The organism is Streptomyces lanatus, assembly GCF_014655715.1.
GTDB lineage: Bacteria > Actinomycetota > Actinomycetes > Streptomycetales > Streptomycetaceae > Streptomyces > Streptomyces lanatus.
The window spans coordinates 343,686-370,439 of record NZ_BNBM01000003.1 but is presented as its reverse complement, the minus strand read 5'-3'; the positions used below and the strand labels follow the sequence as shown (position 1 = coordinate 370,439).

25 protein-coding genes are annotated in these 26,754 nt (G+C 69.6%); 14 read left to right on the top strand and 11 right to left on the bottom strand.

What is annotated here, in order from left to right:
- Positions 1 to 136: 136 nt before the first annotated feature.
- Both IE325_RS10650 and IE325_RS10645 read right to left on the bottom strand, forming a co-directional pair.
- Positions 137 to 1,294, bottom strand: coding sequence for a family 2 encapsulin nanocompartment cargo protein polyprenyl transferase (locus IE325_RS10650; protein ID WP_190069544.1), 1,158 nt, complete (start codon positions 1,292 to 1,294; stop codon positions 137 to 139).
- A 123-nt stretch (positions 1,295 to 1,417) separates the two neighbouring features.
- Positions 1,418 to 2,824, bottom strand: coding sequence for a family 2B encapsulin nanocompartment shell protein (locus tag IE325_RS10645; protein ID WP_190069543.1), 1,407 nt, complete (start codon positions 2,822 to 2,824; stop codon positions 1,418 to 1,420).
- Positions 2,825 to 3,128: 304 nt separating this feature from the next.
- On the opposite strand from IE325_RS10645, the gene IE325_RS10640 reads away from it, so the two are divergent.
- Positions 3,129 to 3,716: an N-acetylmuramoyl-L-alanine amidase gene (locus IE325_RS10640; RefSeq protein WP_190069542.1), complete on the top strand. Its 588-nt coding sequence runs from the start codon at positions 3,129 to 3,131 to the stop codon at positions 3,714 to 3,716.
- 43 nt (positions 3,717 to 3,759) lie between these two features.
- Positions 3,760 to 4,662, top strand: coding sequence for a 1-aminocyclopropane-1-carboxylate deaminase/D-cysteine desulfhydrase (locus IE325_RS10635; protein ID WP_190069541.1), 903 nt, complete (start codon positions 3,760 to 3,762; stop codon positions 4,660 to 4,662).
- A 7-nt stretch (positions 4,663 to 4,669) separates the two neighbouring features.
- On the opposite strand, the gene IE325_RS10630 is transcribed toward IE325_RS10635, so the two are convergent.
- Positions 4,670 to 6,265: a Na+/H+ antiporter gene (locus tag IE325_RS10630; RefSeq protein WP_190069540.1), complete on the bottom strand. Its 1,596-nt coding sequence runs from the start codon at positions 6,263 to 6,265 to the stop codon at positions 4,670 to 4,672.
- 94 nt (positions 6,266 to 6,359) lie between these two features.
- Between IE325_RS10630 and IE325_RS10625 the strand changes: the two genes are divergently transcribed.
- From IE325_RS10625 to IE325_RS10615, 3 genes are all read left to right on the top strand, one after another.
- Entirely contained in the window at positions 6,360 to 6,620 is a 261-nt protein-coding gene (locus tag IE325_RS10625; RefSeq protein ID WP_190069539.1) for a UBP-type zinc finger domain-containing protein, read from the top strand.
- A gap of 270 nt (positions 6,621 to 6,890) precedes the next feature.
- Positions 6,891 to 7,304 carry an ATP-binding protein gene (locus tag IE325_RS10620; RefSeq protein WP_019058277.1) on the top strand — a complete coding sequence of 138 codons (414 nt, stop codon included), beginning with the start codon at positions 6,891 to 6,893 and terminating at the stop codon, positions 7,302 to 7,304.
- Positions 7,305 to 7,321: 17 nt separating this feature from the next.
- The gene (locus tag IE325_RS10615) at positions 7,322 to 8,422 is read left to right on the top strand and encodes an RNA polymerase sigma factor SigF (RefSeq protein ID WP_229911768.1); all 1,101 of its coding nucleotides are present in this window, start codon (positions 7,322 to 7,324) and stop codon (positions 8,420 to 8,422) included.
- 20 nt (positions 8,423 to 8,442) lie between these two features.
- On the opposite strand, the gene IE325_RS10610 is transcribed toward IE325_RS10615, so the two are convergent.
- Positions 8,443 to 8,889 (bottom strand): hypothetical protein, encoded by a 447-nt coding sequence (locus IE325_RS10610; RefSeq protein WP_190069537.1) that lies wholly within the window; start codon positions 8,887 to 8,889, stop codon positions 8,443 to 8,445.
- Between the two features lie 144 nt (positions 8,890 to 9,033).
- On the opposite strand from IE325_RS10610, the gene IE325_RS10605 reads away from it, so the two are divergent.
- The gene (locus tag IE325_RS10605) at positions 9,034 to 10,002 is read left to right on the top strand and encodes a diacylglycerol/lipid kinase family protein (protein WP_190069536.1); all 969 of its coding nucleotides are present in this window, start codon (positions 9,034 to 9,036) and stop codon (positions 10,000 to 10,002) included.
- A gap of 319 nt (positions 10,003 to 10,321) precedes the next feature.
- Positions 10,322 to 10,579, top strand: coding sequence for a WhiB family transcriptional regulator (locus IE325_RS10600; RefSeq protein WP_006142322.1), 258 nt, complete (start codon positions 10,322 to 10,324; stop codon positions 10,577 to 10,579).
- 184 nt (positions 10,580 to 10,763) lie between these two features.
- Here the strand turns inward: IE325_RS10600 and IE325_RS10595 are convergent, their stop codons facing one another.
- Positions 10,764 to 12,230, bottom strand: a complete 1,467-nt coding sequence (locus tag IE325_RS10595; RefSeq protein ID WP_190069803.1) for a sensor histidine kinase — start codon at positions 12,228 to 12,230, stop codon at positions 10,764 to 10,766.
- Between the two features lie 455 nt (positions 12,231 to 12,685).
- Positions 12,686 to 13,408 carry a TetR/AcrR family transcriptional regulator gene (locus IE325_RS10590; RefSeq protein ID WP_373315137.1) on the bottom strand — a complete coding sequence of 241 codons (723 nt, stop codon included), beginning with the start codon at positions 13,406 to 13,408 and terminating at the stop codon, positions 12,686 to 12,688.
- Positions 13,409 to 13,496: 88 nt separating this feature from the next.
- On the opposite strand from IE325_RS10590, the gene IE325_RS10585 reads away from it, so the two are divergent.
- On the top strand, positions 13,497 to 14,249 hold the full coding sequence (locus IE325_RS10585) for an SDR family oxidoreductase (protein ID WP_190069535.1): 753 nt from the start codon (positions 13,497 to 13,499) through the stop codon (positions 14,247 to 14,249).
- Between the two features lie 28 nt (positions 14,250 to 14,277).
- Here IE325_RS10585 and IE325_RS10580 read toward each other — a convergent pair whose 3' ends face one another.
- Positions 14,278 to 15,366: an SIS domain-containing protein gene (locus IE325_RS10580; RefSeq protein WP_190069534.1), complete on the bottom strand. Its 1,089-nt coding sequence runs from the start codon at positions 15,364 to 15,366 to the stop codon at positions 14,278 to 14,280.
- Positions 15,367 to 15,695: 329 nt separating this feature from the next.
- On the opposite strand from IE325_RS10580, the gene nagB reads away from it, so the two are divergent.
- Positions 15,696 to 16,481, top strand: a complete 786-nt coding sequence (nagB, locus tag IE325_RS10575; RefSeq protein WP_190069533.1) for a glucosamine-6-phosphate deaminase — start codon at positions 15,696 to 15,698, stop codon at positions 16,479 to 16,481.
- Positions 16,482 to 16,579: 98 nt separating this feature from the next.
- On the opposite strand, the gene IE325_RS10570 is transcribed toward nagB, so the two are convergent.
- The 4 genes from IE325_RS10570 to IE325_RS10555 form a co-directional block, all read right to left on the bottom strand.
- Positions 16,580 to 18,064, bottom strand: a complete 1,485-nt coding sequence (locus tag IE325_RS10570; protein ID WP_190069532.1) for a glycoside hydrolase family 3 protein — start codon at positions 18,062 to 18,064, stop codon at positions 16,580 to 16,582.
- A gap of 9 nt (positions 18,065 to 18,073) precedes the next feature.
- A complete protein-coding gene (locus IE325_RS10565) occupies positions 18,074 to 18,904 on the bottom strand; it encodes a carbohydrate ABC transporter permease (RefSeq protein WP_190069531.1) in 831 nt (276 codons plus the stop codon).
- Positions 18,901 to 19,893, bottom strand: a complete 993-nt coding sequence (locus tag IE325_RS10560) for a carbohydrate ABC transporter permease (RefSeq protein ID WP_190069530.1) — start codon at positions 19,891 to 19,893, stop codon at positions 18,901 to 18,903. Before IE325_RS10560 ends, IE325_RS10565 begins: the two co-directional genes overlap by 4 nt.
- A 79-nt stretch (positions 19,894 to 19,972) precedes the next feature.
- Positions 19,973 to 21,247 carry an extracellular solute-binding protein gene (locus tag IE325_RS10555; protein ID WP_190069529.1) on the bottom strand — a complete coding sequence of 425 codons (1,275 nt, stop codon included), beginning with the start codon at positions 21,245 to 21,247 and terminating at the stop codon, positions 19,973 to 19,975.
- A 321-nt stretch (positions 21,248 to 21,568) separates the two neighbouring features.
- On the opposite strand from IE325_RS10555, the gene IE325_RS10550 reads away from it, so the two are divergent.
- From IE325_RS10550 to mctP, 5 genes are all read left to right on the top strand, one after another.
- Complete coding sequence (locus IE325_RS10550; protein WP_030947772.1) at positions 21,569 to 22,333, top strand: GntR family transcriptional regulator; 765 nt, start codon at positions 21,569 to 21,571, stop codon at positions 22,331 to 22,333.
- Between the two features lie 88 nt (positions 22,334 to 22,421).
- Positions 22,422 to 24,560 (top strand): carbon starvation CstA family protein, encoded by a 2,139-nt coding sequence (locus tag IE325_RS10545; protein ID WP_190069528.1) that lies wholly within the window; start codon positions 22,422 to 22,424, stop codon positions 24,558 to 24,560.
- The gene (locus IE325_RS10540) at positions 24,532 to 24,729 is read left to right on the top strand and encodes a YbdD/YjiX family protein (RefSeq protein ID WP_190069527.1); all 198 of its coding nucleotides are present in this window, start codon (positions 24,532 to 24,534) and stop codon (positions 24,727 to 24,729) included. Before IE325_RS10545 ends, IE325_RS10540 begins: the two co-directional genes overlap by 29 nt.
- A gap of 128 nt (positions 24,730 to 24,857) precedes the next feature.
- Positions 24,858 to 25,112 (top strand): DUF3311 domain-containing protein, encoded by a 255-nt coding sequence (locus IE325_RS10535; protein ID WP_190069526.1) that lies wholly within the window; start codon positions 24,858 to 24,860, stop codon positions 25,110 to 25,112.
- Positions 25,109 to 26,737, top strand: a complete 1,629-nt coding sequence (mctP, locus tag IE325_RS10530) for a monocarboxylate uptake permease MctP (RefSeq protein ID WP_190069525.1) — start codon at positions 25,109 to 25,111, stop codon at positions 26,735 to 26,737. The genes IE325_RS10535 and mctP overlap by 4 nt, the downstream gene beginning before the upstream one ends.
- Positions 26,738 to 26,754: the final 17 nt, after the last annotated feature.

The window sequence follows — 26,754 nt, the reverse complement described above, 5'->3', positions numbered from 1 at the left end:
CCCACAGGGACGGGCCCCGCACACCGTGGGGATGTGCGGGACCCGCCGTTCCGGAGCCGCCCAGCGGCCGTACGGGGTCAGGAACCGTACGGTCCGGTGGCTCCGGAGTCTCGCTGCCCCGGGAAGGGCGACCTGCTCAGTTGCTGCGTCGCGTCACGAACTCCGCCAGCGCCAGCAACCCGCCCGCGTCCTCCGGGTCGGGCACCGCGCGAGCCAGCTCCTGCATGGCGCGGGCCATCCGGTCGGCGGCCTGGGCCTGCGCCCAGTCACGGCCGCCGGCCCGCTCGACGCCGAGCGCGATGCGATGCAGGGCCTCCTTGTCGTCCCCGTCGTCCCTGTCGTACGGCTTCTCGTACAGCGCGGCCAGCTCCGCCGCCGCCGGACCGCCGGAGGTCAGCGCGGCGACGACCGGCAGGGACTTCTTGCGGGCGGCGAGATCCGCGCCGGCGGGCTTGCCGGTGCGGCTCGGGTCGCCCCATATGCCGATCACGTCGTCGATGAGCTGGAAGGCGAGCCCGGCCTCCCGGCCGAACGCGTCCAGCGCCACCACATGCTCCTGCGAAGCGCCCGCGTACAGCGCGCCGAGCGCGCACGCGCACCCGAGCAGCGCGCCGGTCTTGGCCTCGGCCATGGCGAGCACCTCGTCCAGACCGACCTCGTCCGGGCCCCGCTTCTCCAGTGCCGTGTCCGCCTGCTGCCCGGCGCACAGTTCCACGACGCAGTCCGCGAGCCGGGCGGCCGCCGCCGCGGACGCCGGGTGCGGGTCCTGGGCGAGCAGCCGCAGGGCCAGCGCCTGAAGGGCGTCCCCGGCGAGGATGGCGTCGGCCTCGCCGAACACGGTCCATGCGGTGGGCCGGTGCCGTCGGGTGGTGTCCTGGTCCATCACGTCGTCGTGCAGCAGCGTGAAGTTGTGGACCAGCTCCACCGCGACCGCCGCCGCCACGGAGGCCGCCCGCGCCGCCGGACCGCCGAGCGCGGCGGCCGCCGTGAGGACCAGGGCAGGACGGATCGCCTTGCCCGCGTTGCCCGCCGCCGGGGTGCCGTCCGGGTGCTGCCAGCCGAAGTGGTAGAGCCCGATCCGGCGCAGCGACGGCGGCAACGACTCGATGGCAGCCCGCAGTTCGGGGTCGACCGCGGCCCGGACGCCGTCCAGGATGCCCGCCGCCTCGGGACCGTCGAGCGGACCCGGCGTGCCGTCCCTGTCGGTCGCGATGGGCCCTCGCCTTTCGAGCGTCTCGGTGGACGGCCGCGCCCCGGCGGGGCGTTGCTGCGTCTCCGTCATGAACTCACCCATGGCATCGCCTCGGAGAGTCGGCGGACAGTGGCCCTTCCGCTACGGCTGGGCGCCTACCGGGAGGGTCTACCCACGGCGACGGCACAAGACACGGCGTACCGGCGGAGAGAGTGCGCGGCAGTGTCACCGCCAGCGGCCGATCTCGACGTTCTCCAGCACACCGAGGGCGTCCGGCACCAGGACCGCGGCCGAGTAGTAGGCCGTGACCAGGTACTTGATGATGGCCTGTTCGTTGATGCCCATGAAGCGGCAGGACAGGCTGGGCTCGATCTCGTCCGGGATGCCCGCCTGCTGGAGCCCGATCACACCCTGCTCGGCCTCGCCCGTACGCATGGCGATGATCGAGGTCGTACGGGCCTCGGTGACCGGGATCTTGTTGCAGGGGTAGATCGGCACACCGCGCCAGGTGGGGATGCGGTTGCCGGCCACCTCGATGGTCTCGGGGACCAGTCCGCGCTTGTTCAGCTCACGCCCGAAAGCGGAGATCGCCCGCGGGTGGGCGAGGAGCAGCTTGGTGCCGCGCCGGCGGCTGAGCAGCTCGTCCAGGTCGTCGGGGCTGGGCACGCCGTCGTGCGGCTGGAGCCGCTGGTCGTACTCGCAGTTGTTGAGCAGCCCGAACTCGCGGTTGTTGACGAGCTCGTGCTCCTGGCGCTCCTTCAGGGCCTCGACGGTCAGCCGCAGCTGCTGCTCGGTCTGGTTCATCGGCTGGTTGTAGAGGTCGGCCACGCGCGAGTGGATGCGCAGCACCGTCTGGGCGATGCTCAGTTCGTACTCGCGGGGCCGGGCCTCGTAGTCGACGAAGGTGTGCGGGATGTCGGGCTCGCCGCTGTGGCCGGCCGCGAGAGCGACCTCCTTCTCGCCGTATTTGTTGGTGCGCTGTGCGGGAATGGCCCGCAGCTGCTGGAGGTGCTCGCTCAGCGACTCGGCGCGCTCCGCGACCTGTTCGACGTCCTGGCGGGGCAGCACGAGCACCGTGCAGGCGGTGACCGCGCGGACCGTGTACTCCCAGATGGCGTCGGAGTCGAGGAGCGCCTGGTCGCCGAGGTAGGCGCCGTCGGCGGCGACGCCGAGGGACTCGTCCTCGCCGTAGGGGCCGGTGCCGAGCTTCTCCACCCTGCCGTGCGCCAGCAGGAACACCTCGTCGGTCTGGCCGCCGAAGGAGGCGATCACGGCGCCGGCCTCGAACTCGCGCTGCTGGCAGCGCCGGGCGAGCTCCGAGAGCACCTCCTCGTCCTCGTACGACCGCAGCGCCGGCAGTTCGCACAGCTCACCGGGGATGACCTCGACGCGGTCCCCGGTCTTCACGAACGTGATACGGCCGTCCCCGACGGCGTACGTCAGACGTCGGTTCACCCGGTACGTACCGCCCTGGACGTTCACCCAGGGCAGCGTGCGCAGCAGCCAGCGGGAGCTGATCTCCTGCATCTGCGGCGCGGACTTGGTCGTGGTGGCCAGGTTCCGCGCGGCCGAGGTGCCGAGACTCTGCTGCGGCTTGCCCTGCTCCGTGCGGACCTCTTCGCCTACCGACATAAGGAATTGCCCTCCCGGTCGTGCGCCGACGCCGACCTGGCGCCACGCATCGCGATCTGCACGACCGAGCCTTCCATTACGGAGCGTGTCGATGCTATTACCCGAAAGAGCGGGAATGGATCACGGAACCCTGGGCAAATAGAGGGCTCTTGTCCACACATACCGGGCCCGGCGAGTGTCCGAAACAGCTCGCACGCCGTGCGAGGCGAGGGGGCGCGAGGAGTCCCGTCTGCCCGTTTTCGGTAGAGCACGAGTACGAGGCGGCCGCGGACGGCGGCCGGCGCACGGCATGAAGGGGGCGGCCATGGCCACACCCATGTCCGCGAGCAGATTCCTGGAGAGACTCAGGGCGGAGGGCGCGACGGTCGTCGAGGTGGGCGACTGGGAGCACCACAACCGCAACCATGTGGGGCCCTGGGGCCCGGTGCACGGCGTGATGATCCACCACACGGTGACCAAGGGCAGCGCACACACGGTGGAGCTGTGCCGCAAGGGCTACGAGGGACTGCCGGGCCCGCTGTGCCTCGGCGTGATCACCAAGGACGGCAGGGTCCACCTCGTCGGCTACGGCCGCGCCAACCACGCCGGGCTCGGCGACGACGACGTCCTGCGCGCGGTCATCGCGGAGACGGCCCTGCCGCCCGACAACGAGGCCAACACCGACGGCAACCGGCACTTCTACGGCTTCGAGTGCGAGAACCTGGGCGACGGCAAGGACCCTTGGCCGCAGGCCCAGCTGGAGGCGATCGAGCGGGTCTCGGCGGCGGTCTGCCGGCATCACGGCTGGACGGAGCGGTCGGTGATCGGGCATCTGGAGTGGCAGCCGGGGAAGGTCGATCCGCGCGGGTTCACGATGGCGTCGATGCGGGCGCGGATCCGGGAGCGGCTGTAGTGGGGGGCGCGTGCCAGGGCGGGCACCGGGCGACAATGGCAGGGTGACCAGCCCTGATCTCGCCGCCCTCCGCCCCCGGCTCCCCTCCCCACTCCAGGAGTCGGCGGACGAGCGGTTCACCCGGCACGGGCTTCGACTGCTGCTCAAGCGGGACGATCTGATCCATCCGGAGCTGATCGGCAACAAGTGGCGCAAGCTCGCGCCCAACCTCCGGGCCGCCTCCGGCCGCACTGTGCTCACCTTCGGCGGCGCCTACTCCAACCACCTGCGCGCCACGGCCGCCGCGGGCCGCCTCCTGGGTCTCCCCACGGTCGGTGTGGTGCGCGGCCAGGAGCTGGCGGACAGCCCCCTCAACCCGTCGCTGGCGCGCTGCGCGGCCGACGGCATGCGGCTGCATTTCGTCGACAGGTCGACGTATCGGCGCAAGACCGAGCCCGAGACGCTGGCGGGCATCCTGCGCGCCGCGGACGCGGAGGGGGCGTACGTCGTCCCGGAAGGCGGCAGCAACGCCCATGCCGTACGCGCGTGCCGGGCGCTCGGCGAGGAACTGCGCGGGCGGGCCGACGTGGTCGCGGTCGCCTGCGGTACGGGCGGAACGCTCGCGGGGCTGGCCGCCGGGCTCGGGCCCGGTCAGCGGGCCCTGGGTGTGCCCGTCCTCAAGGGCGGCTTCCTCGGCGCCGACGTACGGGCGTTGCAGATGGAGGCGTTCGGGGGCCCGCGCGGGGACTGGCGGCTGGACGAGCGGTTCCACTTCGGGGGGTACGCGCGTACCGCTCCTGAACTGGACGCCTTCGCGGCGGACTTCGAGGAGCGGCACGGGGTGCGCGTGGAGCGTCTCTATGTCGCCAAGTTGCTGTACGGCCTTGTCGCCCTGGCCGAGGAGGGCGCCTTCCCGCGCGGGGCGACCCTCGCGGCGGTCGTCACCGGCTCCCCGTTCCCCGCGTGAGCGGCCCTCACTCCGCCTCCCGGTACGCCGCCGCCTCCTCCAGGTCCAGTCGGCGCAGCAGCGTCCGCAGCATCTCGTCGTCGATGTAGCGACCGTCCCTCAGCCGCACGAAGACCGCGCGTTCGGTACCGATGACCTCACGGGACAGCCGGCGGTAGGTGTCGTCGACGGACTCACCGGTGATGGGGTTGGCCTGGCCGAGGCGTTCCCAGACGGAGTTGCGGCGGCGCTCCAGGACGGCTCTCAGCCGGTCGGCCAGGGGGTCGGGGAGGGTGTTGCGTTCGTCGGAGAGGAGTTCCTCCAGGCGTCGTTCGGCCGCGCGGGAGGCCTGGGCCTGGGCGTTCGCCTCGGCGAGGGTCTCGGTCTGGGCGTCGCGCCCGGGGAGCTTCAGCACCCGGACCAGCGGGGGCAGCGTCACGCCCTGGACGACCAGGGTGCCGATGACCGTGGTGAAGGTCAGGAAGAGGATGAGGTTGCGTTCGGGGAAGTCCTCGCCGCCGTGCATGGTGAGCGGGATCGAGAAGGCGATGGCGAGCGAGACGACGCCCCTCATGCCGGCCCAGGAGATGATGAACGGACCCTTCCACGTGGGATGTTCCTCACGCCGCCGGATCCGCGCCGACATCATGCGCGGCAGGAACGTCGCCGGATACACCCACACGAACCGCGAGACGACGACCACGAGGAACACGGCGATCGCATACCAGGCGGCACGAGTGCCCTCGTACTCCCCGAGCCCCTTGAGGACCACCGGAAGCTGCAACCCGATCAGCGCGAACACGGCCGACTCCAGCACGAAGGCGACCATCTTCCACACCGCGTCCTCCTGGAGCCGGGTGGCGAAGTCGACCTCCCACGCGCGGTGCCCCAGATAGAGCGCGACGACCACGACGGCCAGCACCCCGGAGGCGTGCACCTGCTCGGCGGCGGCGTACGCGACGAACGGGATCAGCAGCGAGAGCGTGTTCTGGAGCAGCGCCTCCTTCACATGCGTGCGCAGCCAGTGGATCGGCACCATCAGCACCAGGCCCATGCCGATGCCGCCGACCGCAGCGAGCAGGAACTCCTGGATGCCCTCGGCCCAGGTGGCGCCCTCCCCGACGGCCGCCGCGAGGGCGACGCGGTAGGCGGTGATGGCGGTGGCGTCGTTCACCAGGGACTCGCCCTGGAGGATCGTGGTGATCCGGGACGGCAGCCCCACCCGGCGCGCGACCGCCGTGGCGGCGACCGCGTCCGGCGGCGCCACCACCGCGCCCAGCACCAGCGCCGCGGTCAGCGGCAGCTCCGGGATCACAAGATAGGCGGCCCAGCCGACGGCGAAGGTCGCGAAGAGCACATATCCGACCGACAGCAGCATCACGGGCCGCATCTGCGCCCGCAGATCGAGATACGAGCTGTCCGTCGCCGCGCTGTGCAGCAGCGGGGGCAGCACCAGCGGCAGGACGATGTGCGGGTCGAGGGTGTACTCGGGCACGCCCGGCACGTACGAGACGGCGAGCCCGGCCGCGACGAGCAGCAGCGGCACCGGCACGGGCGACCGCCGCCCGGCCGCGGCCACCACAGCGCTCCCCGCCACCAGCAACAGCAGCGGCATCACATCCATACGCCTCGCCCACCCTCGCCCTTGTCCATCGCCGCAGCGGCCCGCCCTCGATTTTCCGCGCGGGTGTGCGCGCGGCCGTCGTAACCTGGCAATCATGAAACAGTGCACGCACGCCGACGCGCTGCCGCACCCGGAACCCGGTCCGCTCAGCGAGACCTGTCCCGAGTGTCTGGCGGAGGGCTGGCACCCGGTACAGCTGCGGCTGTGCCTCAGCTGCGGTCACGTCGGCTGCTGCGACTCCTCGCCCGGACGGCACGCCACCGGCCACCACAAGGAATCGGGGCATCCGATCATGCGGACGTTCGAGCCCGGCGAGGAATGGCGCTGGTGCTTTGTCGACCACGTACTGGTGTGACACCGACGTACGCTGGACGACTGGGGATCCGGACGGTTCGACCGTCTGACGCCTGGGTACGTCAAACCGGCGCGCGCTCTTCCCAATTGGGCCCGCAGACCCCCTAGCCACGGAGCGTATCCGTGTGTTTACTATGAGTGACAGCAAGGGGTTGGGGTCCTGGGGACAGGAAAGTTCAGAGCGCGATAGCGTCACCGCTGAACCACACATCGCGTTACCCCGGGGGGCGACCCTCGGCCCCGAGAAGCTTGTACCACCTTGGAGGTGAGGGTGTCCCAGATCGCAGGCGAGCCCGCGACCCAGGACTTCGTGGAAGTCCGGCTGCCGGCCGCGGGTGCCTACCTGTCGGTGCTGCGTACGGCGACTGCCGGTCTCGCGGCCCGTTTGGACTTCACCCTCGACGAGATCGAGGACCTGCGCATCGCGGTGGACGAGGCCTGCGCGATCCTGCTCCAGCAGGCCGTGCCCGGCTCGGTGCTCAGCTGTGTGTTCCGGCTCGTCGACGACTCGCTCGAGGTCACCGTCTCGGCCCCGACCACGGACGGCCACGCCCCGGCCAGGGACACCTTCGCCTGGACCGTCCTGTCCGCCCTCGCGGGCAAGGTCTCCTCCGCCGTCGACGAGGACAAAACCGTTTCGATCAGCCTCTACAAACAGCGCGGCGCGGGACCCGGGCCGGCGTGAGGAACGGGGACGGGCCGGTGCGGGACGAAGAGCGCGGCACACGGGAGCTGCAGTCCGGGGGCGCGGACTCTCCGGATGTTTCCCGACGCATGGCGGACGGCATCGACGGCATCCCCGAGCAGGCCCGGCCGCACCCGGAGGACGACTCCGTGGAGGCCGGCCTCCTGGCCGACGGACGGGATGACGAGGGTGCCGTGCACGGCGCGCCTCTGGGCGATCGGATCGGGGTCTCCCCGGTCCGAGCAGGGGCGAGGGCTCGGGAGAGGGCAACGGGCGGGACGATGAGCGAGCACGAGCGAAACGCCGAGGGCGAGGCGATGGGCGCGCACACCGCACATACCGCGCAGGCCACACAGCACAACCCGCAGGACCGCAGCGGGGCACGCGCCATGTTCCTCGAACTGCGCGAGCTGAAAGACGGCAGCCCGGAGTACGCGGAGCTGCGCAACAAGCTGGTCCGGATGCATCTGCCGCTCGTCGAGCACCTCGCGCGCCGCTTCCGCAACCGCGGTGAGCCCCTCGACGACCTCACCCAGGTCGCCACCATCGGCCTGATCAAATCGGTCGACCGGTTCGACCCGGACCGGGGCGTGGAGTTCTCGACGTACGCCACCCCCACGGTCGTCGGCGAGATCAAGCGCCACTTCCGCGACAAGGGCTGGGCCGTGCGCGTCCCGCGGCGGCTCCAGGAGCTGCGCCTCGCCCTGACGACAGCCACGGCGGAGCTGTCCCAGCAGCACGGCCGCTCCCCCACGGTCCATGAGCTCGCCGAGAAGCTGGCCATCTCGGAGGAGGAGGTCCTGGAGGGCCTGGAGTCCGCCAACGCGTACTCCACGCTGTCCCTGGACGTCCCCGACACCGACGACGAGTCCCCGGCGGTCGCGGACACCCTGGGCGCGGAGGACGAGGCGCTGGAGGGCGTCGAGTACCGCGAGTCCCTCAAGCCGCTCCTGGAGGACCTGCCGCCGCGCGAGAAGCGGATCCTGCTGCTGCGCTTCTTCGGCAACATGACGCAGTCGCAGATCGCGCAGGAGGTCGGCATCTCCCAGATGCATGTCTCCCGCCTGCTGGCACGCACGCTCGCACAACTGCGGGAGAAGCTGCTGGTCGAGGAGTAGGACGGCCGCGGAGCCGTCGGCTACTTCTGATCCGGTGCGCTACCGGGCCCCCGGATCCCGAGGGCCTCGGTCGTCGCCGGGTTGACCAGCAGCACGAGCGTGGCGATCGCGGCCGCGGCGATCGCGATGCCCGCCGGGATGGCGATGCTGTCCGCCTGCAACAGGCTGTAGGCCACCGGCAGCGCCAGGATCTGCGTGATGACGGACGGCCCCCGACTCCAGCTGCGCCGGGCGAACAGCCCCCGCGCGGCGAGCAGCGGCAGCAGCGCCAGCGCGACCAGGGTCACGCCGAGCGTGACGGCCTGCTGCCGGTCGTCCGGATCGCCGGCCAGCCCCATCACCAGCACCCAGACTCCCCCGACAGCGAGCGCCGCCCCTTCCAGCGCGGTCAGCGACGCGGCGTACGTCAGCCGCCGCGGCCGCGGCTCGGTGGTTTCCGGGGTGGCGGGGTTCTGCTCCTTGGTCACCCCTGAAGGGTAGCCGCGACACAATCGAGCCGACCGCCCCAGTCCCCCCTCGGCACCGGGCCGTGTGCAGGCTCACGCCCCTTCTCTTACTTGATCCCTACCTCGGCCTGTGCCCGGTACCCCCCAGTAGGTACGCTGCAACTCATGCGTGCACTTCTCGTGGTCAATCCGGCAGCAACCACCACAAGCGCACGTACGCGCGATGTCCTGATCCATGCGCTCGCCAGCGAGATGAAGCTGGAGGCGGTCACCACCGAGTACCGCGGACATGCGCGCGACCTCGGCCGGCAGGCGGCGGAGAGCGACGACATCGACCTGGTCGTGGCCCTCGGCGGCGACGGCACCGTGAACGAGGTCGTCAACGGCCTGCTGCACGCGGGACCGGACCCGCGGCACCTGCCCGGCCTTGCTGTGGTCCCCGGCGGCTCCACCAATGTCTTCGCCCGCGCACTGGGCCTGCCGAACGATCCCGTCGAGGCGACCGGCGCCCTCCTGGACGCCCTGCGCGACGGCAGCGAACGTACGGTCGGGCTCGGCCTGACCGCCGGCACCCCGGGCACCGACGACGAGGCGGTCCCGCCCCGCTGGTTCCTCTTCAACGCGGGGCTCGGTTTCGACGCGGGTGTGGTGGGCCGTGTGGAGCAGCAGCGTGAACGCGGCCGGAAATCCACACACGCCCTCTACCTCCGCCAGGCGGTGCGCCAGTTCCTGGGCGAGCCCAACCGCCGGCACGGCTCGATCACCCTGGAGCGGCCGGGCGAGGACCCGGTGACCGATTTGGTGCTGTCCATAGTCTGCAATACCGCTCCGTGGACATATCTGGGCAACCGTCCGGTGTACGCGGCGCCTAAGGCCTCGTTCGATACGGGCCTCGACGTACTCGGTCTCAGCCGAATGTCCACGGTCGCGGTTGCCCGGTATGCAACCCAGTTGCTCACTTCGTCCCCCGAGCGCGGGGCCCGCGGCAAGCACGCGGTCACGCTGCACGACCTGGACCAGTTCACCTTGCATTCGAAGGTCCCCCTGCCCCTTCAGATGGACGGCGACCACCTCGGGCTGCGTACGAGCGTGACGTTCACAGGCGTACGCCGTGCACTGCGTGTGATTGTGTGAGCGGAACGGGCTAAAGTCCTTTCACTCGAACGTTTAGGCCAGGATCCACCCCATGGAAGTACGGCTGTGACCTAGTCGACACCGAGGAATCAAAAAAAACTTTCCGGAAGGGGTTGTATCCGTCGCTGAGGTTTGCGAGTCTCTACGTGGCGATCGGGACGGCCCGCAACACCGGCCTCCACTGATCACCGGAACCCCTCTTCGAATCACAGGACCTCGCCAGGGAACCTGGCGGTCGGCCCTTCACTTGTTGAGGGATTCGTGAAAGCGTTCACATTCACAAGCAATCAGCACGTAATACCAAGGAGAGGTAGCAGCCATGGACTGGCGTCACAACGCCGTTTGCCGCGAGGAAGACCCCGAGCTCTTCTTCCCCATCGGCAACACCGGTCCTGCGCTGCTGCAGATCGAGGAAGCCAAGGCCGTCTGCCGTCGCTGCCCCGTTATGGATCAGTGTCTGCAGTGGGCGCTCGAGTCCGGCCAGGACTCCGGCGTCTGGGGTGGTCTCAGCGAGGACGAGCGCCGCGCCATGAAGCGCCGCGCCGCCCGCAACCGGGCCCGTCAGGCCTCCGCCTGACACACCCACCCCGCTAAAACAGCCTGAGCTTGGCGGCGCGTACAGCGAGTACGCATCTCCCGCCCCCGAGCCGCAGCGCGCAGTACCCCCGATGCGCGGCGAATGCCGGCAACGAGCATGTTGAGCCCCAGCCCCCTGAACGGGCTGGGGCTCTTTGCTGTCCCCATGTCCAGTTGATGCGCGCCTACTTCTGCGCCCGCACCGGGATGTCGAGGATCACCCGGGTCCCCCGCTCCGGCGCCGGCACCATGTCGAACGTGCCGCCCAACTCGCCCTCGACCAGGGTCCGTACGATCTGCAGGCCGAGGTTGCCCGCGGTGTGCGGGTCGAAGCCCTCGGGCAGGCCGACGCCGTCGTCCTGGACGGTGACCAGCAGGCGGGCCTGTTTGGTCGTACCGCCGCGGACCGCCGTGACCTCGACCGTGCCGGTCTCGCCCTCGCGGAAGCCATGTTCCAGGGCGTTCTGGAGGATCTCGGTCAGAACCATCGACAGCGGAGTGGCGACCTCGGCGTCGAGGATGCCGAAGCGGCCGGTGCGCCGGCCGTTGACCTTGCCGGGTGAGATCTCGGCGACCATGGCCAGCACCCGGTCGGCGATCTCGTCGAACTCCACGCGCTCGTCGAGGTTCTGGGACAGCGTCTCGTGCACGATCGCGATCGAGCCGACGCGCCGTACCGCCTCCTCCAGCGCCTCACGGCCGCGTTCGGACTCGATGCGCCGGGCCTGGAGGCGCAGCAGGGCCGCCACCGTCTGGAGGTTGTTCTTCACCCGGTGGTGGATCTCCCGGATGGTGGCGTCCTTGGTGATCAACTCCTGTTCGCGGCGGCGCAGTTCGGTGACGTCCCGGAGCAGGACCAGCGAACCGACACGGGTGCCCTTGGGCTTGAGCGGGATCGCGCGGAGCTGGATGACCCCGTCATTGGCCTCGATCTCGAAGTTGCGGGGCGCCCAGCCGCTGGCGACCTTGGCGAGCGCCTCGTCCACCGGGCCGTGGGTCGGGGCGAGTTCGGCGGTGGTCTTGCCGAGGTGGTGGCCGACGAGGTCGGCGGCGAGGCCGAGGCGGTGGTAGGCGGACAGCGCGTTCGGTGAGGCGTACTGGACGAGGCCGTCGGCGTCGAGGCGGATCAGGCCGTCGCCGACGCGCGGAGAGGCGTCCATGTCGACCTGCTGATTGGCGAACGGGAACGATCCCGCCGCGATCATCTGCGCGAGGTCCGAGGCGCTCTGGAGGTACGTCAGCTCCAGCCGGCTCGGGGTGCGCACGGTCAGCAGGTTGGTGTTCCGCGCGATGACACCGAGGACGCGCCCCTCCCGTCGTACCGGAATCGACTCGACACGGACCGGCACCTCCTCGCGCCACTCGGGGTCGCCCTCGCGCACGATGCGTCCCTCGTCGAGCGCGGCGTCCAGCATCGGGCGGCGCCCGCGCGGGACGAGATGGCCGACCATGTCGTCCTGGTAGGAGGTCGGCCCGGTGTTGGGCCGCATCTGCGCCACCGACACATAGCGGGTGCCGTCGCTGGTGGGAACCCACAGGACCAGGTCGGCGAAGGAGAGGTCGGAGAGCAGCTGCCACTCCGAGACCAGCAGGTGGAGCCACTCGAGGTCGGAGTCGTCGAGGGCCGTGTGCTGGCGTACGAGTTCGTTCATGGAGGGCACGTGGCTGAGCGTACCTGGCGGTACGGACAGGGCTCGAAACCAGTCACCTGGAGGCGATCAGGCCTGTGCATCCTTGGGTCCCGGGAACTCGGAAAGGCCCTGGAAACACCCGCGGGCCGCGGCGCCTGGAGGGACCCTCAACCCTCGCGGCACCGCAGCCCGGAGCAATATCGGCCGTGGGGTGTGCGGTCCCGGTCGGCCGAAGGATGAGGAGCCGGGGCAGTCAGGGCAGAGAGCTCCGGTTCCTCGGTCCGCCTTCCTGTGCGGGGAAGACGGAAGTCGGTGCGTTCTCGTACTACGCACTCCTTCGCATTGTGGACTAGACCACTCTGATGTGTCCATGCGTTGGAGCGTGTTTGCTGTTGACGCTTCTTCGAGGGCTCCGAACCAGCTGGAGAACCGTTAGGACGCCCTGGCATACATCACGCAGCCTAACCCGTGTGGGTTCATGTGCGGGGCCAGATGGCCATGGCAATTTCCACGAGTGCCTCCAGTTCCTCCTGACTCGCCCCGTCGCGCGCCTGTTGTGACATGCCCTGGATCATCGCGCCGGTGTGACGGGCGAGGGCGGCGGCGTCGACATCGGCGGGGAGGGCGCCGGTGGCCATGTCGGCTTCGATACGGCTGCGGATGGCGGCGATGTTGGCGTTGCGCCGCTCCCGCAGGGACTCCTCGACCTCGGGCGTCGAGCAGTTGGTCGCCGCGTGGACGACGAGACAGCCGTAGGGGTGGGCCGGATCGGTGTACTCCGCGGCGGCCTCGCGCAGCATCCGCGCCACGGCGGCGTGGGCGGTGGACTCCTCGGCGAGCGCGCGATCACTGAAGGAGCCGTAGCGCACGCCGTACTCGCGCACGACCTCCTCGAAGAGCGACCGCTTGTCGCCGAAGGCGGCATACAGACTCGGGGCGCCGATGTCCATCACGCGGGTCAGATCGGAGACGGAGGTCGCCTCGTAGCCGTGCTCCCAGAAGGCGAGGAGCGCCTTCTCCAGGGCGGTCTCGCGGTCGAAGGAGCGGGGGCGGCCGCGGGGTTTGGTCGCCGGGCCGGGCTTGGCCGCCGGACGGGGCTTGGCCGCTGGACGGGACTCGGCTGCCGGGCGCCGATCGGTTGCCGGAGGGCCCTGGGTCCCGGTCTGCTCGCTCGCCTTGCTGCTCACCATGGAGTGCATTTTATAGCGAGCGCTAGACAATCGCCGATGGCGTGATCTACGGTCTTTTTTGTAGCGACCGCTAGAGAAATGCGAAGGGGGCGCCGTGATGGGTGCGCTTGCGGGCAGGACGGCTCTGGTCACCGGGGCGAGCAGGGGGATCGGACGGGGGATCGCCGAGCGGCTGGGGCGCGACGGGGCGCGGGTCGGCGTGCATTACGGCAGGAATGAGGCGGCGGCGAAGGAGACGGTCGCCGCGATCGAGGCGGCGGGCGGCTCAGGGTTCACGATCGGCGTCGAGCTGGGGCTGCCCGGGGACGCCGAGACGCTGTGGCAGGAGTTCGACCGGTATGCAGACGGGGTGGACATCCTCGTCAACAACGCGGGGATCGGCACCTCGTCGGCCCTCGGCCGAATCGACGAGGAGGAGTACGACAAGGTCTTCGCGGTGAATGTGAAGGCACCCCACTTCATCGTCAAGCACGGTCTCGGCCGACTGCGGGACGGCGGCAGGGTCGTCAACATCTCCTCGGGGCTGGCGCGCACAGCGGCGATGCCGGACTTGATGGCCTACGCGATGACCAAGGGGGCGCTGGATGTGTTCACCCGGGATCTGTCCAAGGTGCTGGGCCCTCGCGGTATCACCGTGAACTCGGTGGCGCCGGGGATCATAGACACGGACAACACCGCCGGGCTCCTGCATGGGACCGAGGGTGGGTGGGCCCAGGCCGAGGCGTTCTCCGCGCTCGGCCGGGTGGGGGCGCCGGCCGATGTGGCGGATGTGGTGGCGTTCCTGGCCTCGGACTCGGGGCGCTGGGTGACGGGGAGCTGGGTGGACGCGACGGGCGGCTCACTGACGTAGCGTCCGGGCCCCGGAGCGTTGACCGGTGTCAGCGCGTCTCGGTCACCTTCGCCAGCGCGCGTGGCGCGTCCGGGTCCTGGCCTCGGGCGATGGTGACCTCATAGGCAAGGAGCTGCAGCGGGAGGATCTCCAGGATCGGCTGGAGTTCCTCGGCCACCTCCTCGGTGGGCAGGACGAAGCCGGCCGAGGCCTGCTCGACCTGGTGCCGGGGGCCGATGACGACGAGGTCGGCGCCGCGTCCGCGGAGTCGGTCGAGGACGGGCCGGAGGGCCTCGCCGCCCTTGCCGTCGGTGACGACCGCGATGACCGGGGAGACGTTGTCGACCATGGCGAGCGGGCCGTGCAGGAGGTCGGCGCCGGAGTAGGCGAGCGCCGGGATGTAACTGGTCTCCATCAGCTTGAGGGCGGCTTCCTTGGCGGTGGGGTAGCCGTAGCCGCGGGAGGTGATCACCATGCGTTCGGCGAAGCGGTAGCGGGCGGCGAGGGTGCGGACCTCGTGCTGCCGGGCGAGCAGACGCTCGGCGAGGTCGGGGAGGACCTTGGCGGGGGCTCCGGTGCCGCCGCGCAGTCCTTCGGCGAAGAGATAGAGGGTGAGGAGGGAGGCGGTATAGGTCTTGGTCGCGGGGAGGGCCCGCTCCGGTCCGGCCATGATGTCGAGGTGGTACTCGGAGACACCGGCGAGCGGGGAGTCGGGGTTGTTGGTCACCGCGAGGGTGATGGCGCCGGCCTCGCGGGCGGCCCGGGTCGAGGCGACCAGGTCGGGGGAACCGCCGGACTGGCTGACCGTGATGACGAGGACATCGGTGAGGTCGGGGCGTGCACCGTAGGCCGTGGTCGTCGACATCGAGGTCAGACCGCAGGGCAGGCCGAGGCGGATCTCCAGGAGGTACTTGGCGTAGAGGGCGGCGTTGTCGGAGGTGCCGCGGGCGGTGAGGAGGACGAAGCGTGGGGCGCGGGCGGCGATCTGCTCGGCGACCTCGCGGATGGCGGGGGCGCCCTGGGACAGGATCCGGCGCAGTACGGCGGGCTGTTCGGCCATCTCGCGGGCCATGATCCGGCCGGGGAGCTCGTTGTGGGGGGCCTGGGGGTCGGGCGGGTACGGGGTCGTGGTGGTCATGGGCCCTTCCTGACTCTCGCGCTCATCGTGCCGGGCTTGACGGTGTCGCCTCGGAGGGTCCGGGCGATCCCGGAGGCCCGGGGCCGGTCCGGTGAGCCGTCCGGGCGGACAGTGTCCATTCCACTCCCCCATGGCGAATGACGCCTGCCCGACGGGCCGTCGAAATGTCCGCGTCGACATGCCCGCATCGATGTGGTCGAGCTATCCGGGATGTATCCGTGGGGCTTGCGTTCACCTGGGCCGCGTAGGGTCCGCTCTGTTAGATTGGTCTAAACCACATGCCCCTTCAGGGTGCCCTTCGAGTCCCTCTTCAGATCGGCAGGCCCAGCGTGGAAGTTGTCATCGTTCCGGACGCCAAGGCGGGTGGCGAGCTGATAGCCGAGGCCATGGCGCAGTTGCTCGGGCGCAAGCCCGACGCCGTGCTCGGCGTGGCCACCGGGTCGACACCGCTGCCCATCTACACGGCACTCGCGGCGAAGGTGCGCTCCGGCGCCGTCGACGCCTCGCGGGCGCGGATCGCACAGCTCGACGAGTATGTGGGGCTGCCGGCGGAGCACCCGGAGTCGTACCGCTCGGTACTGCGGCGCGAGGTGCTGGAGCCGCTGGGGATCGGGATGGACGCGTTCATGGGGCCGGACGGCACGGCCGAGGACGTGCAGGGCGCGTGCGAGGCGTATGACGCGGCGCTGGCCGAGGCCGGGGGCGTGGACCTGCAGTTGCTCGGGATCGGGACGGACGGGCACATCGGGTTCAACGAGCCCTGTTCGTCGCTGGCCTCGCGGACGCGGATCAAGACGCTGACCGAGCAGACCCGGGTCGACAACGCGCGGTTCTTCGACGGGGACATCGAGCAGGTGCCGCACCACGTCATCACCCAGGGGATCGGGACGATCCTGGAGGCTCGGCATCTGGTGCTGCTGGCCACCGGTGAGGGCAAGGCGGACGCGGTCGCGGCGACGGTCGAGGGGCCGATCGCGGCCGTGTGCCCGGCCTCGGCGCTGCAACTGCACCCGCATGCCACGGTCGTGGTGGACGAGGCCGCCGCGTCGAAGCTGAAGCTGGCCGACTACTTCCGGCACACGTATGCCAACAAGCCGGACTGGCAGGGGATTTAGGCAGGGGATTCAGGGCCGGGACCGCTCCGGGCCCCTGACGGCAATGAAGGTGCCGGATCCCTGTGAAGGGATCCGGCACCTTTCTCGTCGTCACACCCCTACGCCCCCGCGATGACCTCCGCCGCCGCCCGTCCGCACACGCGGGCCGCGCCATGGGTGGCGAGGTGCAGGGCGCCGCGGGCAGGGGCCTGGGGGACGCCCATCTCGACCACGATCGTGTCGGGGCGGGCGGTCAGCAGGGCGTCCAGGGCCGCCGCCATCCAGGGGTGGCGGTGTTCGTCGCGGACCACGGCCACGATCCGGCGGTCGCCGGCCGCTTCGAGGGTCGCTCGGGCCGCGTCCTCGCCCGTGTAGCTGCCGGTCTCGGTGCCGGGGAGGAGGCGGGCCAGTTCCGCTGCCACGCCCCACGGGGTCTCGTCGCCGACCGCGATGTTCGCGACCGGGGTGAGGGCGGCGACGAACGGGGCCTCGGTGAGGCGTGTGAAGGGCGATGTGGAGGTCAGCCGCAGGGCGCGGCGGGCCGCGACGAGGCCGATGTCCTCCCGCCCGGCGCCCTCGGCCGCCGGTGTCGTGGTCGCCGTCCAGCGGGCCAGTTCGCGGACGCGTTCCGCCGCCTCCGCCAGCCGGGCCTCGGGGAGTTCGCCGGAGCGGACCGCCGCGACCAACGCGTCGCGCAGGCGCCGTACCGTCTCGTCGTCGGCGAGACCGCCGCCCACGCAGATCGCGTCGGCACCGGCCGCGATGGCGAGGACGCTGCCGCGTTCGATGCCATAGGTGGCGGCGATGGCCTGCATCTCCATGCCGTCGGTGACGATGAGGCCGGTGTAGCCGAGTTCGCCGCGCAGGAGGTCGGTCAGGACGGGGCGGGAGAGGGTCGCCGGGTGGTCCGGGTCCAGGGCGGGGACGAGGATGTGGGCGCTCATCACCGCCCGTGAGCCGGCGGCGATCGCCGCGCGGAACGGGGAGAGTTCGCGGTCGGACAGCACGGACACGTCCGCGTCGATGCGGGGCATGGCGTGGTGGGAGTCGACCGCCGTGTCGCCGTGGCCCGGGAAGTGCTTGGTGCAGGCCGCCACGCCCGCCGACTGGAGGCCGGTGACATAGGCGGCGGTGTGGCGGGCGACCAGGGCCGTGTCCGCGCCAAAGGAGCGCACGCCGATCACCGGGTTCGCGGCATTGGAGTTCACGTCCGCCGACGGGGCCCAGTTGAGGTTCACCCCGCAGGCGGCGAGGCGGCGCCCGAGCTCCGCGGCGACCTCGCGGGTCAGCTCGACGTCGTCCACCGCGCCGAGGGCGTGGTTGCCGGGGAAGCTGGAACCGGTCCTGACCTCCAGCCTCGTCACATCACCCCCTTCCTCGTCGATCGCGACCAGGACGTCGTCGCGCTCGGCGCGCAACTGGGCCGTCAGCGCGGCCAGTTGCTCGGGCGAGGCGATGTTGCGGCCGAACAGGCCGACGGAGGCGAGGCCCTCGCCGAGGCGGCGGAGCAGCCAGTCGGGGGCGGTGGTGCCGGTGAAGCCGGGCTGGAGGACCGTCAGCGCGTCGCGCGTGAGGGTGTCGGTGCCGCTGGCGAATGTCGTCATCGGGTGGCGTTATCCCTTCACGGCGCCGGCCGTCAGACCGCTGACAGCCTTGCGTTGCAGGAAGACGAAGAGGATCAGGATCGGGATGGCGAAGAGGGTCGAGGCGGCCATCGTGGCACCCCAGTCGTTGCCGAACACGGTCTGGAAGCTGGTCAGCCACAGCGGCAGCGTCTGGGCCTCGGCGTCCTTGTTCAGCACCAGGACCAGAGCGAACTCGTTCCAGGCGGTGATGAAGCCGAACATCGAGGTGGCCATCAGGCCCGGCGCGAGCAGCGGCAGGATCACCCGGCGGAAGGCCTGCATACGGGTGCAGCCGTCGACCATGGCCGACTCCTCCAGCTCCGCGGGCACGGCGGCGACGAAGCCGCGCAGGGTGAGGATGGTGAACGGCAGGATCATCATCGTGTAGAAGGCCGTCAGCGGGACGAGGCTGTTGAGCATCGAGGCGTCCCGGACGATCATGTACATCGCGATGATCATGACTTCCCAGGGTGCCATCTGGGCGAGCATGAAGCCGATGATGAAGCCGCGCCGCCCCTTGAACCGCATCCGCGCCAGTGCGAAGGACCCGGCCAGCGCGATGACCAGCGAGAACACCACTGCCAGCACGGTGACTGTGAGCGAGTTGGTGACGAACGTCCAGAAGTGGTCCGCGCTGGTCGCCGTCCGGAAGTGGCCGAGGGTGATGTCGGTCGGGAACCAGACCGGGTCCTCGGAGGTGATGTCACCGGTCGGCTTGAACGCCGTGGCGATCATCCAGTACACGGGGAAGACGAAGCCGATGCACAGGACGACGGCCGTGGCGTTGGGCCAGACGCGGCCGAAGAGCGAGCGCTTCACAGGCCGGCCTCCTCTTGTTCCTTTTCCTGCTTGAGCACGATCCGCAGGTAGTAGGCGGTCAGACCGATCATGATCAGGATGGTCAGGAAGGCGATGGCGGCACCCATGCCGTAATGCTGGTTGCCGACGCCCTCGATGTAGGCGTAGACCGGCAGGATCTCGGTGAGGCGGTCGGGGCCGCCCTGGTTGAAGGTGTAGACCTGCACGAACGCCTTGAAGATCCAGATGATCTCCAGGAACGTGGTCGCGTAGAGGAAGGGCCGCAGGAACGGCAGGGTGACCGTCGTGAAGCTCTTCCAGGCGCCGGCGCCGTCGAGGGAGGCAGCCTCGTAGAGCTCGGCCGGGATGGTCGTCGTCGCGGCGTAGAGGTTGATCGCGACGAACGGGATGGACATCCAGACGATGAGCACGGTGACGACGAAGAACGTCGACATCTGGTCGCTGGTCCAGCTGTAGTCGGCCATGGAGTGCCAGCCGAGCTTGTCCAGCACCCAGTTGACCACGCCGAAGCGCTGCGCGAAGAGCCACTGGTAGACCGTGGTGGCGGCGACCACCGGCATCGCCCAGGCCAGCACCAGGCCCATCATCAGGGTGAACCGCATGCGCTTGCCGAGCCGGGCGAGCAGCAGGCCGACGAGCCCGCCGAGGAACATGGTCAGGGCGACGTTGACCGCCGTGAACAGGATCGAGCGGAGGGTGACCCGCCAGAACTCGTCGCCGGTGAGGACCTCGGTGTAGTTGTCGATGCCGTTCCACTCGGTGGCGTGCTGGATCAGCTGCGCCATGTTGAGGTTCTGGAACGACAGCAGCAGGTCCTTCAGCAGCGGCCAGCCGAGCAGCAGCACGGAGGCCGCGCAGGCGGGCAGGAGCAGAAGGTAGGGGGCGAGCGCGCCCCAGCGGGACGCGGCCCGCGGCCTCGCAGGCCCGCTTTCGCCTCTTTTGGCTACGTCCACCGGGCCGGAGGGCGGCCGTTCGGTCTGCACGGTCATGCTCGCGTTCTCTTCCTCCTAGACCTGCCGATACGCGGGGAAGGAGGCCGCCGCTAGCGGCCCCCTTCCCCCGGTGCGTCTACTGCTGCTGCGACAGACGCTTGTTGAACTCGGCCTCGACCTGCTTGGCCGCCTCGGCCGGCGACTTACCGTTCAGCACGGCGGTCATGTACTGCTTGACCGGGTTGGGCGCGTTCTCCACGGCCGCCCACTCCGGGATCAGCGGCGTGGTGCCACCGCCCGCGGCGGCCGGCGCGGCGGCCTCGGCGACGGCGTTGCCCTTGAGGTTGGTCTGCAGCGACTCCTTGTTCGGGATGACGCCGTTCTGCTTGGCGAGCTCGCCCTCGTACTGGTCGGACAGGGCGATCTTCAGGAACTCCTTGGCCAGCTCCTGCTTCTTGCTGCCCGCGGCGACCGCGAGGTTGGAGCCGCCGAGGAAGACACCCTCGGGCTTGTCGGCCGTGGCACCCGGGATGGTGAAGTAGCCGATGTCCGACTCGATCTTCTTGTTGGCCGCGACCGCCGTACCAGCCTCCCAGCCCATGCCGATGAACGCGCCGACGTTGCCCTTGGCGAAGACCTCGGCCTGCTGCGGCGTGGCCTCGTCCTTGTCCTTCGGGGCCTTGGACAGGGCCTGGAACTTCTTGTACGTCTCCATGGCGGCGGCGACCTTCGGGTCGTCGAGGTTGGAGACGTACTTGTCGCCGTCCTTCTTCACCAGCTCGGCGCCCTCACCGATGGTCAGGCCGACGAAGTGGTACCAGTTCTGGCCGGGCAGGTAGATGGGCTCGGCGTCGGTCTTCTCGCCGATCTGCTTGAGGTCGGCGTAGAACTCGTCGCGGGTCTTGGGGGTGTCCTTGATGCCCGCCTCGGCCCAGATCTTCTTGTTGTAGAGGACCACGCGGTTGGCGAAGTACCAGGGGGCGGCGTACTGCTTGCCGTCGTAGATGGACGACTCGTTCAGGGACTCGGCCCAGTCGGCGCCGATCGAGGTCTTGAGGTCCGCGAGGTCGGCGAGGCCGCCGGTCTTGGCGTAGGCCGGGGTCTGGGTGTTGCCGATCTCGAAGACGTCCGGCGGGTTCTCCTCGGACAGGGCGGTGGTCAGCTTCTGCTGGATGCCGTTCCACTGCTGGATCTCGAACTTGACCTTGGCCTTGGTCTTCTTCTCGAAGGCCGCCTGGACGTCCTTCTGCCACTGGTCCGGGGAGGACCCGTCCATCACCCACACGGTGAGCGTCTCGCCCGCGTAGCCGTCGGCACCGGTCTTGTCGCCGTCGCCGTTGTCGCCCCCGCACGCCGCCAGGGAGATCATCATGCCCGCGACACCGATCGCGGATATCAGCTTGCGCTTCACGCCACCCTCCTCAGGGATGCCACAAACCCCCCTGCCTCCCCGCACGTGCGATGGGCCGGGACCTGGACCAATGGTGTAGACCAGTACGGGGAGCTTGGACCAGACCAAAAGCCCTGTCAAGGGTCACGGAAAGGGCCCTGACCAGCCGTTATGCGACCTACATATGCAGGAACCTTTAAGTAAGAAGCCAGCGAAAACCACAGCGCCGGGGTAATCTCGTCCGCTAGACCACTCAGAGCTATGGACTAGACCAAAAGTGGCGGCGACGGTATATAGAAGGGATCACGATGTGACCCGCATCCGGAGCCGGGAAGGCGAAGCATGAGCACCGACGTCAGCAGTGCGGAGAACGAGAACGGCGCCACTGTCCGTACCGCCCGCGTGCCCAAGTACTACCGCCTGAAGAAGCACCTCCTCGACATGACGGAGACCCAGGCCCCGGGCACCCCGGTGCCGCCCGAGCGCACCCTGGCCGCCGAGTTCGACACCTCCCGCACGACCGTGCGCCAGGCCCTACAGGAACTGGTCGTCGAGGGTCGCCTGGAGCGCATCCAGGGCAAGGGCACGTTCGTCGCCAAGCCCAAGGTCTCCCAGGCGCTCCAGCTCACCTCCTACACCGAGGACATGCGCGCCCAGGGCCTGGAGCCCACCTCCCAGCTCCTCGACATCGGCTACATCACCGCCGACGACCGCCTCGCCGACCTGCTCGACATCACGGCCGGCGGCCGGGTGCTGCGCATCGAGCGCCTGCGCATGGCCAACGGCGAGCCGATGGCCATCGAGACGACCCACCTCAGCGCCAAGCGTTTCCCGGCCCTGCGCCGCAGCCTGGTCAAGTACACCTCCCTCTACACCGCCCTCGCCGAGGTCTACGACGTCCATCTCGCCGAGGCCGAGGAGACCATCGAGACCTCGCTGGCCACCCCGCGCGAGGCCGGCCTGCTCGGCACGGACGTGGGCCTGCCGATGCTGATGCTGTCCCGCCATTCCCTGGACCGGGACGGGCAGCCGGTGGAGTGGGTGCGGTCGGTGTACCGGGGGGACCGGTACAAGTTCGTGGCACGGCTGAAGCGACCGCAGGACTAGCCGAGTTGTCCTGATGCACGCGGTGTAGCGCATCCCCCTTTCCTGTTCTACGTTCCTCCCGTCACCCCATGGACGGGAGGACCACCCGGTGCGTACCGCGAACCCCCGAACCGTCGTCATCTGGACGCTCGTCGCGCTGGTCGGTGCCGCCGGCTGGACCGTACTCGCGCTCTCCCGGGGCGAGGAGGTCTCCGCCGCCTGGATGGTCGCCGCCGCCCTCGGCTCGTACGCCATCGCGTATCGCTTCTACGCCAAGTTCATCGCGTACAAGGTCCTGAAGGTCGACCGGACCCGGGCCACCCCGGCCGAACGCCTCAACAACGGCATCGACTTCCACCCCACCGACCGCCGGGTCCTGCTCGGTCATCACTTCGCGGCGATAGCCGGTGCCGGCCCGCTGGTGGGGCCCGTGCTGGCCGCGCAGATGGGGTATCTGCCGGGCACGATCTGGATCATCGTCGGGGTCATCTTCGCGGGCGCGGTCCAGGACATGGTGGTGCTGTTCTTCTCCACCCGCCGCGACGGACGCTCCCTCGGTCAGATGGCGCGCGAGGAGATCGGCCCGTTCGGCGGCGCGGCCGCGCTGGTGGCCACCTTCGTCATCATGATCATCCTGCTCGGTGTGCTGGCCCTGGTCATCGTCAACGCCCTCGCCCAGTCCCCCTGGGGCACCTTCTCCATCGCGATGACGATCCCGATCGCCCTGCTGATGGGCTTCTACCTGCGGGTCCTGCGCCCCGGCCGGGTCAGCGAGGTCTCCGTCATCGGCGTCGCCCTGCTGCTGCTCGCGCTGGTCGCGGGCCGCTGGGTCGCCGAGTCGTCCTGGGCCGACACCTTCACCCTCGCCCCCTCGACGCTGGTCGTCTGGATGGTGGCGTACGGCTTCATCGCCTCGATCCTGCCGGTGTGGATGCTGCTCGCGCCGCGCGACTATCTCTCGACCTTCATGAAGATCGGCACGATCTTCCTGCTCGCCCTCGGCGTGATCGTCGCCCTGCCGACGCTGAAGATGGACCCGGTCACGGACTTCGCCTCACGCGGCGACGGCCCGGTCTTCGCCGGCTCCCTCTTCCCCTTCGTCTTCATCACCATCGCCTGCGGCGCCCTGTCCGGCTTCCATGCGCTGATCTCCTCCGGTACGACGCCGAAGATGATCCAGAAGGAGACGCAGGTCCGGATGATCGGCTACGGCTCCATGCTGATGGAGTCGTCGGTCGCCGTGATGGCGCTGGTCGCGGCGAGCATCATCGACCCGGGCCTGTACTTCGCGATGAACGCGCCCGCCGGGGTCATCGGCGACACGGTGCAGAACGCCTCGCAGGTGGTGGGCAGTTGGGGTTACCAGATCTCCCCGGAGGCGCTCGCGCGGGCGGCGGAGAACGTCGAGGAGGCGTCGCTGCTCTCCCGGACCGGCGGTGCGCCGACCCTCGCCATCGGCGTCTCGGAGATCTTCTCGCAGGTCACCGGGGGCGGCCTGCGTGCCTTCTGGTACCACTTCGCCATCATGTTCGAGGCGCTGTTCATCCTGACCGCGCTGGACGCCGGCACCCGGGTGGGCCGGTTCATGCTCCAGGACATGCTGGGCAACGTCTACCGGCCCTTCAAGAACGTCAGTTGGAAGCCGGGTCTGGCCATCACCAGCGCCATCGTGTGCGGCCTCTGGGGCTACTTCCTGTGGGTCGGCGTCCACGAACCCCTCGGCGGCATCAACCAGCTCTTCCCGATCTTCGGCATCTCCAACCAGTTGCTCGCGGCCGTCGCCCTCGCCGTCTGCACGACCCTGCTGGTGAAGTCCGGGCGCCTCAAGTGGGCCTGGATCACCGGGGTTCCGCTGGTCTGGGACGCGACGGTCACCCTGACCGCCAGCTGGCAGAAGGTGTTCTCCAGCGACCCCAAGGTCGGCTTCTTCAAGCAGCGCCAGGTCTTCCAGGACGCCATCGACCGCGGCGAGGTCCTGCCGCCCGCCAAGTCCATGGACGACATGCACACCGTGGTCACCAACTCCACGGTGGACGGCGTCCTCACCGCGGCCCTCGCGATCCTGATCGTCGTCGTGATCGCCGACGCCACCCGCGTCTGCGTCCGGCACATCCGCCGCCCGGCGCTGTCCACGCTGAGCGAGGCGCCGTATGTCGAGTCGAAGATCATCGCTCCGGCGGGGCTGATCCCGACCAAGGAGGAGAAGGAGGAGGAGCGCGATGCGCTCGCTTCGGCGCGTACTCCGTAGCGTCCGCTGGTATCTGCGGGAGCTGACCGACGAATCGGCGTACGACCGCTATGTCGCGCATGTACGGCAAGGGCATCCGGACGCCCGGGTGCCCTCCCGGCGTGACTTCGAACGGATGCGGACGGACCGTCAGGAGACCGACCCGCGCCAGGGGTTCCGCTGCTGCTGAGCATGCCGTTGCCGCCTACACCAATCCTCCACATCCGATATGCGGACAGGGTCTTCCGCTGTCGTTGCACCGTCACCTACATTGCCCGGGCGTTTCTCAGGTGATCAGTGAGGGGACGGAGCCGTCAGATGTCAGATGCCTCGGAAGTGAACAGAGGGCCGGTGGTGACGCCCGTACGGGTCGTCATCGCGCTCTGTCTCGTCGCGCCCTTCGTGGCGATGCTGTGGGTCGGCTCGTACGCCAAGACCGACCCGGCGATCGCCGGTATCCCGTTCTTCTACTGGTACCAGATGCTCTGGGTGCTGATCTCCACCGCGCTGACGATGATCGCGTACAAGTTGTGGCAGCGTGACCAGCGCGGACGCCGTGGAGGTAGCAAGTGAACGACGGCGTGAACGGCGTCGCGCTCGGCGTCTTCATCTTCTTCTTCCTGGCCGTCACGGTCATGGGCTTCCTGGCCGCGCGCTGGCGCAAGGCCGAGAACGAGCACAGCCTCGACGAATGGGGCCTGGGCGGACGGTCGTTCGGCACCTGGGTCACCTGGTTCCTGCTCGGCGGCGACCTGTACACGGCGTATACGTTCGTGGCGGTCCCGGCGGCGATCTACGCGGCCGGGGCGGCGGGCTTCTTCGCGGTGCCGTACACGATCCTCGTCTACCCGTTGATCTTCACGTTCCTGCCCCGCCTGTGGTCGGTGTCCCACAAGCACGGCTATGTGACGACCTCGGACTTCGTGCGCGGCCGCTTCGGCTCCAAGGGCCTGTCGCTGGCCGTCGCGGTCACCGGCATCCTGGCGACGATGCCGTACATCGCGCTCCAGCTCGTCGGCATCCAGGCCGTGCTCGACGTGATGGGCGTCGGCGGCGGCGAGAACACCAACTGGTTCATCAAGGACCTGCCGCTGCTCATCGCCTTCGGTGTGCTGGCCGCGTACACCTACTCGTCCGGTCTGCGCGCCCCCGCGCTGATCGCGTTCGTGAAGGACACGCTGATCTACATCGTCATCGCGGTGGCGATCATCTACATCCCGATCAAGCTGGGCGGCTTCGACGAGATCTTCGCCAAGGCGGGCGAGGCGTACAGCCAGACCAACCCGGCGACGGGCGCGCCGCGCGGTGCGCTGGTGCCGGCCGAGGCCGGGCAGTGGACGTACGCCACGCTGGCGCTGGGCTCCGCGCTCGCGCTGTTCATGTACCCGCACTCGATCACCGCGACGCTGTCCTCGCGCAGCCGTGAGGTGATCCGCCGCAACACCACGATCCTGCCGCTGTACTCCCTGATGCTGGGCCTGCTGGCGCTGCTGGGCTTCATGGCGATCGCGGCCGGCATCAAGGTGCAGAACGGCCAGCTGGCGATCCCGCAGCTGTTCGAGAACATGTTCCCGGACTGGTTCGCGGGCGTGGCCTTCGCAGCGATCGGCATCGGCGCCCTCGTGCCGGCGGCCATCATGTCCATCGCGGCCGCGAATCTCTTCACCCGCAACATCTACAAGGACTTCATCAAGCCGGACGCGACGCCCGCGCAGGAGACCAAGGTCTCCAAGATCGTGTCCCTGCTGGTGAAGGTCGGCGCACTGGTCTTCGTCCTGACCATGGACAAGACGGTCGCCATCAACTTCCAGCTGCTGGGCGGCATCTGGATCCTGCAGACCTTCCCGGCCCTGGTCGGCGGCCTGTTCACCCGCTGGTTCCACCGCTGGGCCCTGCTGGCCGGCTGGGCGGTCGGCATGATCTACGGCACGGTCGCCGCGTACGGCGTCGCCTCCCCGACCCAGAAGCACTTCGGCGGGTCGGCGAAGGAGATCCCGGGCATCGGCGAGATCGGCTACATCGGCCTCACGGCGTTCGTGCTGAACGTGGTGGTCACGGTGGTCCTCACCTTCGTCCTGAAGGCCGCGAAGGCCCCGGAGGGCGTGGACGAGACCAGGCCGGAGGACTACACGGCGGACGCGGGCGACCCGGGCGTCGAGGCGGAACTGCCTCCGGCGACCGCGGGCAAGACCCACTGAGCGATACCGAGCGATAC